This is a genomic window from Streptomyces pallidus (ex Mingjun et al. 2026) (genome assembly GCF_051550185.1).
In the GTDB taxonomy this organism is placed as follows: Bacteria; Actinomycetota; Actinomycetes; order Streptomycetales; family Streptomycetaceae; genus Streptomyces.
On sequence record NZ_CP196181.1, the window covers coordinates 2,642,215 to 2,656,804 of the forward strand.

The 14,590-nt window shown below is 73.8% G+C and carries 13 protein-coding genes; 7 read left to right on the forward strand and 6 right to left on the reverse strand.

The genetic code is table 11. The annotated features are described in order from the left end of the window. Positions 1–103: 103 nt before the first annotated feature. Both ACSHWO_RS11200 and ACSHWO_RS11205 read right to left on the reverse strand, forming a co-directional pair. Positions 104–613: a MarR family winged helix-turn-helix transcriptional regulator gene (locus tag ACSHWO_RS11200; protein ID WP_361088832.1), complete on the reverse strand. Its 510-nt coding sequence runs from the start codon at positions 611–613 to the stop codon at positions 104–106. 21 nt (positions 614–634) lie between these two features. Further along, positions 635–1,912: an MFS transporter gene (locus ACSHWO_RS11205; RefSeq protein ID WP_438311547.1), complete on the reverse strand. Its 1,278-nt coding sequence runs from the start codon at positions 1,910–1,912 to the stop codon at positions 635–637. Positions 1,913–2,030: 118 nt separating this feature from the next. On the opposite strand from ACSHWO_RS11205, the gene ACSHWO_RS11210 reads away from it, so the two are divergent. Beyond that, on the forward strand, positions 2,031–3,032 hold the full coding sequence (locus tag ACSHWO_RS11210) for a DUF5937 family protein (protein WP_438311549.1): 1,002 nt from the start codon (positions 2,031–2,033) through the stop codon (positions 3,030–3,032). 135 nt (positions 3,033–3,167) lie between these two features. Here the strand turns inward: ACSHWO_RS11210 and ACSHWO_RS11215 are convergent, their stop codons facing one another. Further along, a complete protein-coding gene (locus tag ACSHWO_RS11215; protein WP_385831768.1) occupies positions 3,168–3,530 on the reverse strand; it encodes a DUF3817 domain-containing protein in 363 nt (120 codons plus the stop codon). 164 nt (positions 3,531–3,694) lie between these two features. Here ACSHWO_RS11215 and ACSHWO_RS11220 point away from each other — a divergent pair, with 164 nt between their 5' ends. The 4 genes from ACSHWO_RS11220 (at position 3,695) to ACSHWO_RS11235 (ending at position 6,341) form a co-directional block, all read left to right on the forward strand. Further along, the gene (locus ACSHWO_RS11220; RefSeq protein WP_385830434.1) at positions 3,695–4,333 is read left to right on the forward strand and encodes an AIM24 family protein; all 639 of its coding nucleotides are present in this window, start codon (positions 3,695–3,697) and stop codon (positions 4,331–4,333) included. Then, positions 4,333–4,983, forward strand: a complete 651-nt coding sequence (locus ACSHWO_RS11225; protein ID WP_361088842.1) for an AIM24 family protein — start codon at positions 4,333–4,335, stop codon at positions 4,981–4,983. Before ACSHWO_RS11220 ends, ACSHWO_RS11225 begins: the two co-directional genes overlap by 1 nt. Further along, positions 4,980–5,801, forward strand: coding sequence for an AIM24 family protein (locus ACSHWO_RS11230; RefSeq protein ID WP_361088844.1), 822 nt, complete (start codon positions 4,980–4,982; stop codon positions 5,799–5,801). The genes ACSHWO_RS11225 and ACSHWO_RS11230 overlap by 4 nt, the downstream gene beginning before the upstream one ends. A gap of 63 nt (positions 5,802–5,864) precedes the next feature. Then, the gene (locus ACSHWO_RS11235; RefSeq protein ID WP_361089304.1) at positions 5,865–6,341 is read left to right on the forward strand and encodes a MarR family winged helix-turn-helix transcriptional regulator; all 477 of its coding nucleotides are present in this window, start codon (positions 5,865–5,867) and stop codon (positions 6,339–6,341) included. Positions 6,342–6,481: 140 nt separating this feature from the next. On the opposite strand, the gene ACSHWO_RS11240 is transcribed toward ACSHWO_RS11235, so the two are convergent. The 3 genes from ACSHWO_RS11240 to ACSHWO_RS11250 form a co-directional block, all read right to left on the reverse strand. After that, the gene (locus ACSHWO_RS11240; protein WP_099895366.1) at positions 6,482–6,556 is read right to left on the reverse strand and encodes a 50S ribosomal protein bL37; all 75 of its coding nucleotides are present in this window, start codon (positions 6,554–6,556) and stop codon (positions 6,482–6,484) included. Between the two features lie 134 nt (positions 6,557–6,690). After that, entirely contained in the window at positions 6,691–7,650 is a 960-nt protein-coding gene (meaB, locus tag ACSHWO_RS11245; RefSeq protein WP_385830459.1) for a methylmalonyl Co-A mutase-associated GTPase MeaB, read from the reverse strand. Between the two features lie 107 nt (positions 7,651–7,757). Further along, positions 7,758–8,960 carry an acetyl-CoA C-acetyltransferase gene (locus ACSHWO_RS11250; protein ID WP_361088847.1) on the reverse strand — a complete coding sequence of 401 codons (1,203 nt, stop codon included), beginning with the start codon at positions 8,958–8,960 and terminating at the stop codon, positions 7,758–7,760. Between the two features lie 137 nt (positions 8,961–9,097). Between ACSHWO_RS11250 and mce the strand changes: the two genes are divergently transcribed. Beyond that, positions 9,098–9,538: a methylmalonyl-CoA epimerase gene (gene mce / locus ACSHWO_RS11255; protein ID WP_404233809.1), complete on the forward strand. Its 441-nt coding sequence runs from the start codon at positions 9,098–9,100 to the stop codon at positions 9,536–9,538. A 517-nt stretch (positions 9,539–10,055) separates the two neighbouring features. Further along, complete coding sequence (scy, locus tag ACSHWO_RS11260; protein WP_438311553.1) at positions 10,056–14,585, forward strand: polarized growth protein Scy; 4,530 nt, start codon at positions 10,056–10,058, stop codon at positions 14,583–14,585. The last annotated feature ends 5 nt before the right edge of the window (positions 14,586–14,590 follow it).

Genomic DNA, 14,590 nt, shown 5'->3' on the forward strand with positions numbered 1-14,590 from the left:
CTCCGACGCCGGGAGGACGAAGCCGCAGGCGGCCGGCGGGCGGTGTGAGCAGGGCCACGGCGGGCCCGGCCGCGGCGGGCCCACCGCGGGCCCGGCCGCGGCTCTAGTGCTCGTCGAAGTCCCCCGCGGCCACCCGCAGCGGCCGCAGCATCGCGAAGATCTCGGCGCACTCCTCGGCGTCGTAGGTGCGCAGCCCGAAGTCGGCGGCCATCAGGTCCTTGGTGGCCGCCTCGACGACCTCGCGGCCCTTGTCCGTGATGCTCGCCAGGGTGCCGCGGCCGTCGTTGGGGTTGGGCCGCTTGGCCACCAGCCCGGACTTCACCAGCCGGTCCACCGTGTTCGTCACCGACGTCGGGTGGACCATCAGCCGCTCGCCGATCTTCGACATCGGCAGCTCGCCCGCCTTGGAGAAGGTGAGCAGCACCAGCGCCTCGTACCGGGCGAAGGTCAGGCCGTACGGCTTGACCACGGCGTCGACCTCGCCGAGCAGGATCTGGTGGGCCCGCATGATCGAGGTGATGGCTGCCATCGAGGGCACCGGTCCCCACCGCCGCTGCCAGAGTTCGTCGGCGCGGGCGATGGGGTCGAAGGGGAGGCTGAGCGGCTTGGACACGTATCCGACCCTACCGGGCGGTCATTTGGCGGTGGGCCCCGTCTCACTCCTCGGTCCGCTCCCCCGGGTGGCGGAGCGCAGCCCGGCGAGCAGCAGCAGGACGACGGCCGTGCCGAGGACCGCGGCGCCGGCGACGACCAGGTGGGCCGGGGCGAACTCGGCGGCGAGGCCGGCCAGGGCCATGCCCACCCCCTGGAAGGCCATCAGGCCGGTGCCGAGCAGGGTCATCGCCCGGCCGCGCAGCTCCTCGGGGACGGCGTCGACGTACCACCGGTCCAGGCCGAGGGTGTGGGCGTGGGCCAGTCCGACGGCCAGCAGCACGGCGAGGACCACCGGCACGCCGGGCCGGACCGCGTACACGAGCAGGGGCAGCAGGCCGGCGGCGGCGAGCGGGGCCACCAGCCGGGAACGGGTCTCGGGGCCGAGGAACGAGCCGGCCCACAGTTCACCCGCGATGGTGCCGACGGGCAGGGCGCACATCATCACCCCGAGCGCGGTGGTGCCGGCGCCTACGGCGTCGGCGTACGGGGCGAGCAGCGCCTCGGGGGCGATCGTGAAGACCGGCGGCAGCCAGAACAGCAGGGTCAGCGCCCGCAGCCGGCGGTCGCCCAGCACGGCCCGGAACCCGGCGAGCGGCGAGGTGCGAGCGGAGCCGGAGCCGGAGCCGGAGCCGACGGCAGTGGCGGCGCGGGCGGGCCGGGCCCGGGTGCCGAAGCGCAGCAGCAGGGCGGAGCAGAGGAAGCCGGCCGCGGTCAGCGCGATGGCGGTGCGCGGCGCGAGGACGGTGAGCAGCAGTCCGCCGAGGCCGAAGCCGACGAGCTGGGCGCTCTGGGCCACCATCCGCATCAGCGAACGGCCGAGGACGAAGACGTCGCCGGGGCCCAGGATGTCGCCGAGGGAGGCGTTGCGGGTGCCCTGGAACAGCGGGGCGACGAAGGCCATCGCGGCGCGCAGCGCGAGCAGCGCGGCGACGGGCGTGCCGGGCAGCACCATGGCGGCGGCGCAGCCGGCGCACAGCAGGTCGCAGGCGGCGAGGACGCGGCGGGCGGGGAGGCGGTCGGCGAGCGGGGCCAGCAGGATGCCGCCGAGGGCGTGGGGCAGGAAGCCGAGGGCGAAGGCGAGCGCGCTCATCAGGGGCGATCCGGTGGCGCGGAAGACGAGGACGGTCAGGGATATCTCGGCGACGACGACGCCGAGGACGGACAGCAGGTGGGCGGCGAAGACGTAGCGGAACTCCCGGATCCGGAAGATGGGGCGGTAGCCGCCGCGGGCCGCCCGCTGGGCGGTGGTGGTGACCATGACGACACCCTGCGGGGATACGGTGGACCGCGGCAGTGATTCGCCGCTGCCCGAATCACTCACGGGGCGCGGGCAGGGGAAGCGGCGCCATCGGGGAAAGCGGCGCGATCGGGGGGCCATGGCATTCCACTTCCGCTTCGGGCCGGCCGACCTGCTGCGCTGCCGGTTCTCGATCTCCCCCCGCTGGGAGGTCCAGGAGGCCGTGCGCACCCTGCAGCGCCCGCACCGGCACGCCTACCACCTGCCCTGGCTGCGGCAGATCCGGGCCGCCGCCGAGGGGCTCGACCTGCGACCGCTGTGGCTGCTGATGCCGCGCGCCGGCCACAACCCGGACTTCCTCAGCCCGCCGCCGAGCGGGCCGTCCGTCACCTTCGAGGAGGAGCTGGCGCGGGTCCGGGCGGCCGGCTCCGCCGATCCGGCCGCCGTACGGGAGGACCTGCGGCGGTCCCTGGTCTGCACCCCGGGCGCGGCGGAGAGCGGGGCCGGCCGGCGGATGCTCGCGGATCCGGCGCGGGCCGTGCGGGAACTGTCCGACCTGCTGGAACAGGCCTGGACGGCGCTGATCGCACCGCACTGGCCGCGGCTGCGGGCGCTGCTGGAGGCCGACGTCCTGTTCCACTCGCGGCGGCTCGCGGCCGGCGGCCTGGAGGCCCTCTTCGACGGGCTCCACCCGGACCTGGCCTGGTCCGGCGGGACCCTGACCATCCGGAAGCCGGGCCACCACGACCGCAGGCTGGACGGGCAGGGGCTGCTGCTGATGCCGAGCGCGTTCGTCTGGCCGGAGGTCGTCGGCGGCTACGACCCGCCCTGGCAGCCGACGCTCGTCTACCCTGCCCGGGGCATCGGCGCCCTGTGGGCGGCTCCGGCCGGCCCGGCCCCGCAGGCCCTGGCCCGGCTGCTGGGCCGGGGTCGCGCGGAGGTGCTGTGCGCGCTGCACGAGCCGGCCTCCACCACCGCGCTGGCGGGGCGCCTCGGGCTGGCGCCCGCCACGGTCTCCGCGCACCTGAAGGCGCTCCACGGGGCGGGCCTGCTCCTGTCGTCCCGGCACGGCCACCACGTCCTCTACGAACGCACCCCCCTCGGTATCGCCCTCTCGACGGGCTCGCCCCCGCCGCCGTGACGCGGCGGCCGACGCGGAGCGAACGCGGGCAACCAGGGCGCCCAACACCGCTCGGGGCGTCCGGCTGAGCACGAGTCCTGGCACCAGGACCCACTCCCGCTCAGTCTTTGGGAACGGTCACCGAGAACGCGACGATCACGCGTCGGCCGCCGCGCCCGCACCGGCCGCCTGGCGCGCCCGGGCCGCGATCACGCTGTCGGCCTCTTCGCGCTTGAGCAGCTTGTCGCCGTACAGGCCGCCGAACGGCACCAGGGAGAGCAGGAAGAACAGCGCGGCCTTCTTGAAGGGCCACTTGGCCTTGTTCCAGACGTCCAGCAGGAACAGCGCGTAGAGGACGAACAGGATCCCGTGCAGGGCGCCCAGCGGCATCATCAGGTAGTCGATGTCCGAGATCCGGCTGAGCAGCGAGCCGAAGATCAGCAGGGCCGGGAACGACAGGGCCTCCGGTACGGAGACGAGGCGCAGCCGGTGCAGGGCGGAGGCGGTCTTGATGTCCATCATCAACCTTCGGAGTGGAGGCCTGGGGCCCGTCCAGTGTCGCAGCCGCTTTGCCCGATCTTGACCCGGGGTCCGCCGCCGCCGCGCGCCCCCGCGACCGCGCGCCGACGCTACCGGCCGAGGGGCCCTGTTCGCCTCCGCCCGCTGCCGTTAACGTCATCCCCGTGGCTCAGTTCCGACTCCAAGGCAGCAAGGTGCTCGCCGTCGACCTGACCGGGGATGCCGTCAAAGCGAAGAACGGCTCCATGGTTGCGTACGACGGCCAGATGGCCTTCAAGAAGATGACCGGCGGCGGCGAAGGCCTCCGCGGCATGGTGACCCGTCGCCTGACGGGTGAACAGATGACCGTGATGGAGGTGCAGGGGCACGGCACGTGCTTCTTCGCCGACCGCGCGAGCGAGATCAACCTGGTCGACCTGCGCGGCGAGAAGCTGTACGTCGAGTCCAGCAACCTCCTGTGCACGGACGCGGCCCTGCGCACCGGCACCAGCTTCACCGGCCTGCGCGGCGGTGCGACGGGCAACGGCCTGTTCACCACCACCGTCGAGGGCACCGGCCAGGCGGCGATCATGTCGGACGGGCCGGCGGTGGTCCTGCGGGTCAGCGGCCAGTACCCGCTGTCCGTGGACCCGGGGGCGTACATCGCGCACACGGGCGACCTGCGCCAGTCCTTCCAGTCGGGGGTCACCTTCCGGACCCTGATCGGCGAGGGCTCGGGCGAGGCGTTCCAGATCCGGTTCGAGGGCGAGGGCCTGGTGTACGTGCAGCCCAGCGAGCGCAACACCATCGGGGGCGACGTCTGATGCCGTTCCGTGAGATCAACTCGAAGATGGTCGAGGCCCAGGTGGTGCCGGGGCAGAAGATGTACAGCCAGCGCGGCGCGATGCTCGCGTACCGCGGCGACGTGTCCTTCACCCCGAGCCTGACCGGCGGCCAGGGCGGGGTCATGGGCATGATCGGGCGCCGGGTGGCGAACGAGCAGACCCCGCTGATGGAGGTCCAGGGCAGCGGCACGGTGATGTTCGGCCACGGCGGCCACCACGTCCAGGTGATCAACCTGACGGGCGAGACCCTGTACGTCGAGGCGGACCGGCTGCTCGCGTTCGACGGCACCCTCCAGCAGGGCACCATGTTCATGGGCTCGCAAGGGGGTGTCATGGGCATGGTGCGCGGCCAGGTGACGGGCCAGGGCCTCTTCACCACCACCCTCAAGGGCCACGGCTCCGCCGCCGTGATGGCCCACGGCGGGGTGATCGAGCTCCCCATCACCCCGAACCGGCCGGTCCACGTCGACCCGCAGGCGTACGTGGCCCACCACGGGGACGTCAGGAACAAGCTCTCCACCGCGCTCGGCTGGCGTGACATGGTGGGGCGCGGCTCGGGCGAGGCGTTCCAGCTGGAGCTGTCGGGCCAGGGCGCCGTGTACGTACAGGCCTCGGAGGAGAAGCTGTGAACTTTGGTCCCGTGATCGGCGGACCGGGCGGTGCTGGCGGTCCGACGGTCTTCGACCCGTACAGCCTGCCCTCCGACGACAACGTCAACGCCTACACCTTCTGCGTGGAGCTCAAGGGGAGCCAGTGGTTCCTGCAGAAGGGCAAGATGATCGCGTACTACGGGCGCATCGAGTTCGACGGGATCGGCAACGGCCGGTTCGACCGGCTGCTGCGCACGAGCTTCCACTCGCCGCTGCACGCCGCCGACTGGGTGGTGGCCCAGGGCCAGGGCAAGATGCTGCTGGCCGACCGCGCCTTCGACGTGAACTCGTACGACCTCGACAACGGCAACCTGACCATCCGGTCGGGCAACCTGCTGGCGTACGAGCCCTCCCTCTCCCTCAAGCAGTCCATCGTCCCGGGCTTCCTCACCCTGATCGGAACCGGGAAGTTCGTGGCGGCGTCCAACGGACCGGTGGTGTTCATGGAACCCCCGCTGCGCGTGGACCCGCAGGCGCTCGTCGGCTGGGCGGACTGCCCGTCTCCCTGCCACCATTACGACCACGGGTACATGTCGGGCGTCCTGGGCGGCATCCGCTCGCTGACCGGCATCGGCGGCACCTCGGGCGAGGAGCACCAGTTCGAGTTCGTCGGGGCCGGCACGGTGCTGCTGCAGTCGTCGGAGGTGCTGATGGCGGAGCAGGCGGTCGGGGCGGTCGGGGCGGAACCCGGTGTTCCCGGCGGTGGCAGCGGTCACGGTCCGGCGGGGCAGCTGGAGTCGCTGGGCATCCGGATGCCGGGGCAGCTGGGGGACCTCCAGCGGCGCCTCGGTCTGTGATTTTCAGCTTTCCCGATTTTGTACGTCATTCAACTTCTTAGGTAGAGTTCATTCATGGAGACCATGGAGACCGAGACGGCCACCCGCTGGCTTACCGACGCCGAGCAGTGCACCTGGCGGACCCATCTGGACGTCAGCAGACTGCTGATGCACCAGCTGGAAAAGGATCTCCAGCCCTTCGGACTCACCAACAACGACTACGAGATCCTCGTGAACCTCTCGGAGTCCGCGGACCACCGGATGCGGATGAGCGATCTCGCGACGTCGACGCTGCAGTCTAAGAGCCGGCTGTCCCACCAGATCACCCGGATGGAGAACGCCGGCCTGGTCGTCCGCGTGAACTGCGAGTCCGACCGCCGGGGCCTGTACGCCGTCCTGACGGACGAGGGCATGGAGCTCATGCGGAAGGTCGCCCCGCACCACGTGGCGTCCGTCCGCCGGCACTTCATCGACCTGCTGCCGCCGGAGGCCCTGGCGGCCCTGCGCAGCTCGCTGCAGCCGGTCGCGGACCACCTGCGCACCCAGCGCGGCAAGGGCTGATCCGACCCCGCGCCCCGGTGCAGTGATCATCGCGCGTAGACCGCGCCTCAGCAGCAACAACAAGAACACAGGCACCGCACACCACAGGAGCCGCACCCCCGGACGGGGGTGCGGCTCCTGTGGTTCGAGCGGGACCGCGGTCAGGCGTTGGGGCGCTTCCCGTGGTTGGCCTTCTTCTTCTTGCGCGCTCGCTTCTTGTTGCCGCGCTTCGCCATGACGCCACTCCCTCAGTGCGCTGATATCGGGGCATTCCGGGCGTCGCCAGTCTACGTAGGCGCCGCCCGCCCCGCAGGGGCGCGCCGCCCTACGGGTGAGCGTTCCCCCGAGCGGCGCCCGGGCCCGTGGGGCCTCAGCCCTCCGTGAGGGTGGCCAGCAGGGCGTCCGCGGCCGCGTACGGGTCCAGCTCGCCCTGCGCGACCCGCGCCGCCAGGGCCCCCAGGTGGGCGTCGCCGTGCACGTCGGCCATCCGGGCCCGCAGCGAGGTCACGGCGATGGTCTCCACCTCGCGCGCGGCCCGGGCGGCGCGCCGCTCGGCCAGCACCCCGTGCTCGTCCATCCAGGCCCGGTGCTTCTCCAGCGCCTCGACCAGCTCGTCGACGCCCTCGCCGCGCGCCGCGACCGTCTTGACGATCGGCGGCCGCCAGTCGCCGGGCCCCCGCGCCTCGCCCAGGCCCAGCATGTGGTTCAGCTCCCGGGCGGTCGCGTCGGCGCCGTCCCGGTCGGCCTTGTTGACCACGTACACGTCGCCGATCTCCAGGATGCCCGCCTTCGCGGCCTGGATCCCGTCGCCCATGCCGGGGGCCAGCAGCACCACGGAGGTGTCGGCCTGGGAGGCGATCTCCACCTCCGACTGGCCGACGCCGACCGTCTCGACCAGGATCACGTCGCAGCCGGCCGCGTCCAGCACGCGGATCGCCTGCGGGGCCGCCCACGCCAGGCCGCCCAGGTGGCCGCGGGTGGCCATCGACCGGATGTACACGCCCGGGTCGGAGGCGTGGTCCGACATCCGCACCCGGTCGCCCAGCAGCGCGCCGCCGGAGAACGGCGAGGACGGGTCGACGGCGAGCACGCCGACCCGCTTGCCCGCCCTGCGGTACGCCGACACCAGCGCCGAGGTGGAGGTGGACTTGCCGACGCCCGGCGAGCCCGTCAGGCCCACCACGTACGCCCCGCCCGTCAGCGGGGCCAGGGCCGCCATCACCTCGCGCAGCTGCGGGGACGCCCCCTCGACCAGCGAGATCAGCCGGGCCACCGCTCTGGGCCTGCCGTCACGCGCCTGGGCCACCAGCTGGGGGACGTCCACCGTCATGCGTGCTGCGCTCCTCGTTCTCGCCGCGGGTGCGGATGCGGGTGCGCCCGTACCCGGCGCGCGGCGCCGGGCACGGGCAGGGTGTAGCCGGGTTGGGGCAGGGTGTACTAGGCCTTGGGGACCCGGACGATCAGGGCGTCGCCCTGGCCGCCGCCGCCGCACAGCGCGGCCGCGCCGACGCCGCCGCCGCGGCGCTTGAGCTCCAGCGCCAGGTGCAGCACCACGCGGGCACCGGACATGCCGATCGGGTGGCCCAGGGCGATGGCGCCACCGTTGACGTTCACCTTTTCCGGGGTCACGCCGAGGTCCTTCATTGACTGCACGGCGACCGCCGCGAAGGCCTCGTTGATCTCGATGAGGTCCAGGTCGGAGACCTCCAGGCCCTCCTTCTTCAGGGCGTGCAGGATCGCGTTCGACGGCTGCGACTGCAGGGAGTTGTCCGGGCCGGCCACGTTGCCGTGGGCGCCGATCTCGGCGATCCACTCCAGGCCCAGCTCCTCGGCCTTGGCCTTGCTCATCACGACCACGGCGGCGGCGCCGTCGCTGATCTGCGAGGAGGTGCCGGCGGTGATGGTGCCGTCCTTGGCGAAGGCCGGGCGCAGCTTCGCCAGGGACTCCGCCGTGGTCTCCGGGCGGATGCCCTCGTCCTGGGTGAACAGGACCGGGTCGCCCTTGCGCTGCGGGATCTCGACCGGGGTGATCTCGGCCTCGAAGACGCCGTTCTTCTGGGCGGCGGCGGCGCGCTGGTGGGAGCCCGCGGCGAACTCGTCCTGCGGGGCGCGCTCGATGCCGAGGCGGGCGTTGTGCTTCTCGGTGGACTCGCCCATGGCGATGTTCTCGAAGGCGTCGGTGAGGCCGTCGTACGCCATCGCGTCGAGCATGCCGATCGCGCCGTACTTGAAGCCCTCGCGGGACTTCGGCAGCAGGTGCGGGGCGTTGGTCATGGACTCCTGGCCGCCGGCGACCACGACGTCGAACTCACCCGCGCGGATCAGCTGGTCGGCCAGCGCGATCGCGTCGAGGCCGGAGAGGCAGACCTTGTTGATCGTCAGGGCGGGCACGTTCATCGGGATGCCGGCCTTGACCGCGGCCTGTCGGGCCGGGATCTGGCCCGCGCCGGCCTGCAGCACCTGGCCCATGATCACGTACTGGACCTGGTCGCCGGCGATGCCGGCCCGCTCCAGGGCGGCCTTGATGGCGATCCCACCGAGGTCGGCGCCCGAGAAGGACTTCAGCGAACCGAGCAGCCGCCCCATGGGCGTGCGGGCCCCGGCGACGATCACGGACGTGGTGTTGTTCGTTCCGGACATGGAGCACAGCCCCTTGAGGATGAGGAGTGAACGAGGGTTTACCCGAATGTACTGAGCGGTACCCGTGTCGTCACCGGGCAGTGGGTGTGATCGCTGGCACGTTGCGTGACCGGCCTCTTCGGCGGTGCACTGGTCCCATGCTGACAAGAATCGACCACATCGGGATCGCCTGCTTCGACCTGGACAAGACCGTCGAGTTCTACCGTGCCACGTACGGCTTCGAGGTGTTCCACACCGAGGTCAACGAGGAGCAGGGCGTCCGAGAGGCCATGCTGAAGATCAACGGGACCTCCGACGGCGGCGCCTCCTACCTCCAACTGCTGGAGCCCACCCGCGAGGACTCCGCGGTGGGCAAGTGGCTGGCCAAGAACGGTGAGGGCGTGCACCACATCGCCTTCGGCACCGAGGACGTCCACGGCGACTCCGAGGCCATCCGCGGCAAGGGCGTCCGCGTCCTGTACGACGAGCCCCGCCGCGGTTCGATGGGCTCCTCGATCACCTTCCTGCACCCCAAGGACTGCCACGGGGTCCTCACCGAGCTGGTCACCTCGGCCCCGCACGGCGAGCACGAGGGCTGAGCGACCCGGACCGGGTCCGGGGGACGGCACACCACCGGCCGTGGTGTGCCGTCCGCGTACGCACCGCACGTCTTTTCGATCACATGCCGGGCGGTACGCGCCCCGGCCCGGCGGGCCCTCCGCGGCCGCCGGCGCCCCCGGGGGCACCGGCGGGACCGTGACCTGCACGGCCAACTACGCGCCGGGGAAACCGGACCCGCTCCGGATGGACGCATTCGAACACCGCAAATCCACCCTCAAGGGGACGTCCTTCCCGATCCGGCCCGTCGGTCGCGGGAGCGGAGGAGGGACCTCACAGTCGGCCGGGCCCGGGATCAGTGGAAGCACGCACTGATGTCCCCATTCCCCGGCCGGTAGAGTGGCCGTGGCTCGGCCGGGGTTCGGTGCTTCAGACAGGGTCGGGGCCTGTGTCCCCTGCCCTGCTATCTGACACCATTCCCCCGGGGGCGCCGTTCAGCGGGCGGACGGTGCTCATTTGGGAGTGAGCTTGCGACCAGGGGACGGATGGGACCGCGCTGTGCGGGGCTACGAAAGCCAGGAGAGCCTTCAGGCTGAAGCCGATCATCTCTCGCTCTTCGAAGCGGAGATGGAGCGGCTCAAGAAGGAGCGCGGAAAAGCCGTCCAGCACGCCGAGGACCTCGGCTACCAGGTCGAGGTCCTGCGCGCGAAGCTGCACGAGGTGCGGCGCGCGCTCGCGTCCCGCCCCGCGTACGACGGCGCGGACATGGGATACCAGGCGGAGCAGCTGCTGCGCAACGCCCAGATCCAGGCGGACCAGATGCGTTCGGACGCCGAGCGCGAACTGCGCGAGGCCCGGGCCCAGACCCAGCGCATCCTCCAGGAGCACGCCGAGCACCAGGCCCGGCTCCAGGCCGAGCTGCACACCGAGGCCGTCAACCGCCGCCAGCGGCTGGACCAGGAGCTCAACGAGCGCCGCCAGACCGTCGAGGCGCACGTCAACGAGAACGTCGCCTGGGCCGAACAGCTGCGCGCCCGTACGGAGTCCCAGGCCCGCCGGCTCATGGACGAGTCCCGCGCCGAGGCCGAGCAGTCCCTGAACGCCGCCCGCGCCGAGGCCGCCCGCGTCGCCGAGGAGACCCGCCGCCGTCTGGCCGCCGATGCCGAGGCCGCCCGGGCCGAGGCGGAGGCGACGCTGCTGCGCGCCCGCAAGGAGGCCGAGCGGCTGCTGACCGCCGCGTCGACGCAGGCCCAGGAGGCCACCGACCACGCGGAGCGGCTGCGTTCGGCGACCACCGCCGAGGCCGAGCAGACCCGGCAGCAGACCCTGGACCTCGGCCGCGTCGCCGAACAGCGCGTCCAGGAGGCCGACGGGGCCCTGCGCGAGGCGCGCGCCGAGGCCGAGCGCGTGCTCGCCGAGGCCAAGGAGAGCGCCGCCCGGCAGCTCGCCTCGGCGGAGTCCGTCAACGAGCAGCGCACCCGCACCGCCAAGGAGCAGGTGGCCCGGCTGGTGGGCGAGGCCACCAAGGAGGCCGAGGCCCTCAGGGCCGAGGCCGAGCACGTCCTCGCCGACGCCCGCGCCGAGGTCGAGCGGCAGCGCGCCGAGGCCGCGGAGCAGGCCCGCGCCGCGGCGGCCGAGGACACCGCCGCCCAGCTGGCGAAGGCGGCCCGCACGGCCGAGGAGATGCTGACCCGCGCCTCCGAGGACGCGCAGGCCACCACCCGCGCCGCGTCCGAGGAGGCCGAGCGGATCCGCCGCGAGGCCGAGGCGGAGGCCGAGCGGCTGCGCGCCCAGGCCGCGGCCGCCGCGGCGGAGCTCACGGGCGCCGCGAAGGACGACACCGAGGAGTACCGGGCCCGCACCGTCCAACTCCAGGAGGAGGCGCGGCGGCTGCGCGGCGAGGCCGAGCAGCTGCGCGCCGAGGCCGTGGCCGAGGGCGAGCGGATCCGCGGCGAGGCCCGCCGCGAGGCGGTCCAGCAGATCGAGGAGGCGGCCAAGACCGCCGAGGAGCTGCTCGGCAAGGCCAAGGCGGACGCGGACGAGCTGCGCGCCGGGGCGACCGCCGAGAGCGAGCGGGTGCGCGCGGAGGCCGTGGAGCGGGCCACCGCCCTGCGCCGGCAGGCCGAGGAGACCCTGGAGCGGACCCGCGCCGAGGCCGAACGGCTGCGCACCGAGGCCGAGGAGCAGGCCGAGGCGGTGCGCGCCGAGGCGGACGCGGCGGCCCGCACCCGGCGCGAGGAGACCGAGCAGGCGCTGGCCGCGAAGCGTGCCGAGGCCGAGGCGGAGCTCACCCGTCTGCACACGGAGGCCGAGGACCGGCTGGCCACGGCCGAGCAGACGATGCGTGACGCCCGCGGTGCGGCGGAGGCCGTCCGCCGCGAGGCCGCGGAGGAGACCGACCGGCTGCGCGCCGAGGCGGCGGAACGCATCCGCAGCCTGCGGGAGCAGTCGGAGGCGGAGGCCGACCGGCTGCGCACCGAGGCGGCGGACGACGCCGGCCGGGCGCGGGCCGAGGCGGAGCAGGTGGCCGTACGGCTGCGCACCGAGGCCGAGACCGAGGCCGAACGGGTCCGTACGGAGGCCAAGGAGACCGCGGACCGGCTGCGCGCCGAGGCGAAGGCCGCCGCCGAGCGGGTCGCCGAGGAGGCGGCCGAGGCGCTGGCCGCCGCGCGGGAGGAGGCCGCACGGCGCCGCCGCGAGGCCGAGGAGACGCTGGCGTCGGCGCGGACCGACGCGGACAGCGAGCGGGCGCAGGCCCGCGAGCAGAGCGAGGAGCTGCTGGCCGCGGCGCGCAAGCGCTCGGAGGAGGCGCAGGCCGAGGCGGCCCGCCTGACCGAGGAGGCGGAGCGGCGCGCGGCCGAGCTGGTGTCGGCGGCGGAGACCACCGCCCAGCAGGTCCGGGACTCCGTGTCCGGGCTGCGCGAGGAGGCCGAGGAGGAGATCGCCGGACTGCGCAGCGCCGCCGAGCACGCGGCGGAGCGCACCCGGACGGAGGCCGAGGAGGAGGCCGCCCGCGTCCGCGCCGACGCCTACGAGGAGCGCGAGCGGGCGACCGCGGACGCGGACCGGATCCGCACCGAGGCGCGCACCGAGACCGATGCGGCGAAGGCGCTGGCCGAGCGGACGGTCGCGGACGCGATCGCCGAGGCGGAGCAGCTGCGCGCCGACACCGCCGACTACGCCCAGCGGGTGCGTACGGAGGCCACGGACGCGCTGGCCGCGGCGGAGCGCGACGCCGCCCGCACCCGGGCCGAGGCCCGCGGCGACGCCAACCGGATCCGCGGAGAGGCCGGGGAGTCGCTGGAGGCGTCGCGCGCCGAGGGCGCGCAGATCGTCGCCGACGCGACGGCGGAGGCCGAGCGGATCACCGAGGAGACGCGCGCGGCCAACGAGGCCACGGTCACCGAGGCGACCGCGGAGGCGGAACGCATCACGACCGAGGCCGAGGAGACGGCGGAGGCCACCCGCATCGAGGCCGCGGGAGTGCTGGACGAGGCGCGCGCCGAGGCCAACCGGCTGCGTACGGACGCCGCCGAGCAGGCGGACCGGCTCATCACCGAGGCCGCCTCCGAGGCGGAGCGCCTCACGGAGGAGACGCGCGCCGCGGCCGAGAAGACGCTCGACGAGGCGACGGCGAAGGCCGCCAAGCTCACCCGGCAGGCCGCCGACACCATGGCCGCGGCCGAGCGGGACGCGGCCCGCGTCCTGGTCGACGCGCGCAACGAGGGCGACCGCCTGGTCGACGAGGTGCGCGCGGCCAACGAGCTGACGATCGGCGAGGCGGCCGAGGAGGCCGACCGGCTGTGCACCGAGGCGGCGCAGCTGCTGGACGAGGCCCGCGCGGAGGGCGGCCGGATCGTCGGCGACGCCACCGCGGAGGCGGACCGGGTCACGGCCGCTGCGGCCGAGACGCTGGAGAGCGCCGAGCGGGAGTCCGAGCAGACCCTGGACGAGGCGCGCGCCGAGGCCAACCGGCTGCGTACGGACGCCGCCGAGCAGGCGGACCGGCTCATCACCGAGGCCGCGGCCGAGGCGGACAAGCTCACGGCGCAGACCCGCCGGGACAACGAGCGCACGGTCGGCGAGGCCGCGGCGGAGGCCGAGCGGATGCGCGCGGAGGCCTCGGAGGCGCTGTCCTCGGCGCAGGAGCACGCGGCGCGCACCCGGTCGGAGGCCGACCGGGTCAAGGCGGACGCGGTCGCGGAGGCGGAGCGCATCCGCACGGAGACGCGCGAGGAGGCCGAGCGGCTGCTGGACGAGGCGCGCGAGGAGGCCGGCAAGCGGCGTACCGAGGCCGCGGAGCAGGTGGACCGGCTCATCACCGAGGCGGCCGCCGAGGCGGACCAGCTCGCCGCGGACGCGCAGGCGCAGGCCGTGGCCGCGACGACGGCCGCGGAGGAGCAGGCCGACCAGATGGTCGACGCCGCCCGCAAGGAGGCGAAGCGGATCGTCGCGGAGGCCACCGTCGAGGGCAACTCCGCCGTGGAGAAGGCCCGTACGGACGCGGACGAGCTGCTGGTCGGCGCGCGTTCGGACGCCGCCGCCATAAGGGAGCGGGCGGAGGAGCTGCGCTCCCGGGTCGAGGCCGAGATCGAGGAGCTGCACGAGCGGGCCCGCCGCGAGACGGCCGAGCAGATGAAGTCGGCCGGCGACCGCGTGGACAAGCTGGTGCGCGCGGCGACCGAGCAGAGCGAGGAGGCCGAGGCGAAGGCCAAGGCCCTGGTGTCGGACGCGAGCAGCGAGGCGAGCAAGGTGCGCATCGCGGCGGTCCGCAAGGCGGAGACGCTGCTGAAGGAAGCGGAGCAGAAGAAGGCGGAGCTGTCGAGGCTGGCGGAGGCCGCCCTTGCGGAGGCCAAGGAGGAGGCCGAGCGGATCGTCGAGGAGGGCCGGCGCGAGCTGGAGGTCCTGGTGCGCAGGCGGGAGGACATCCAGGCGGAGATCTCCCGTGTCCAGGACGTTCTTGAGGCGTTGGAATCATTCGAGGCGCCTTCGGGCGGAAAGCCCTCGATCGGCGGCCAGGGCTCGGGGGGCGTGAAGGCCGGTGCCGGCGCGGGTTCCACTCGATCGGGTGGCAAGTCGTCGGAGTAACCCAC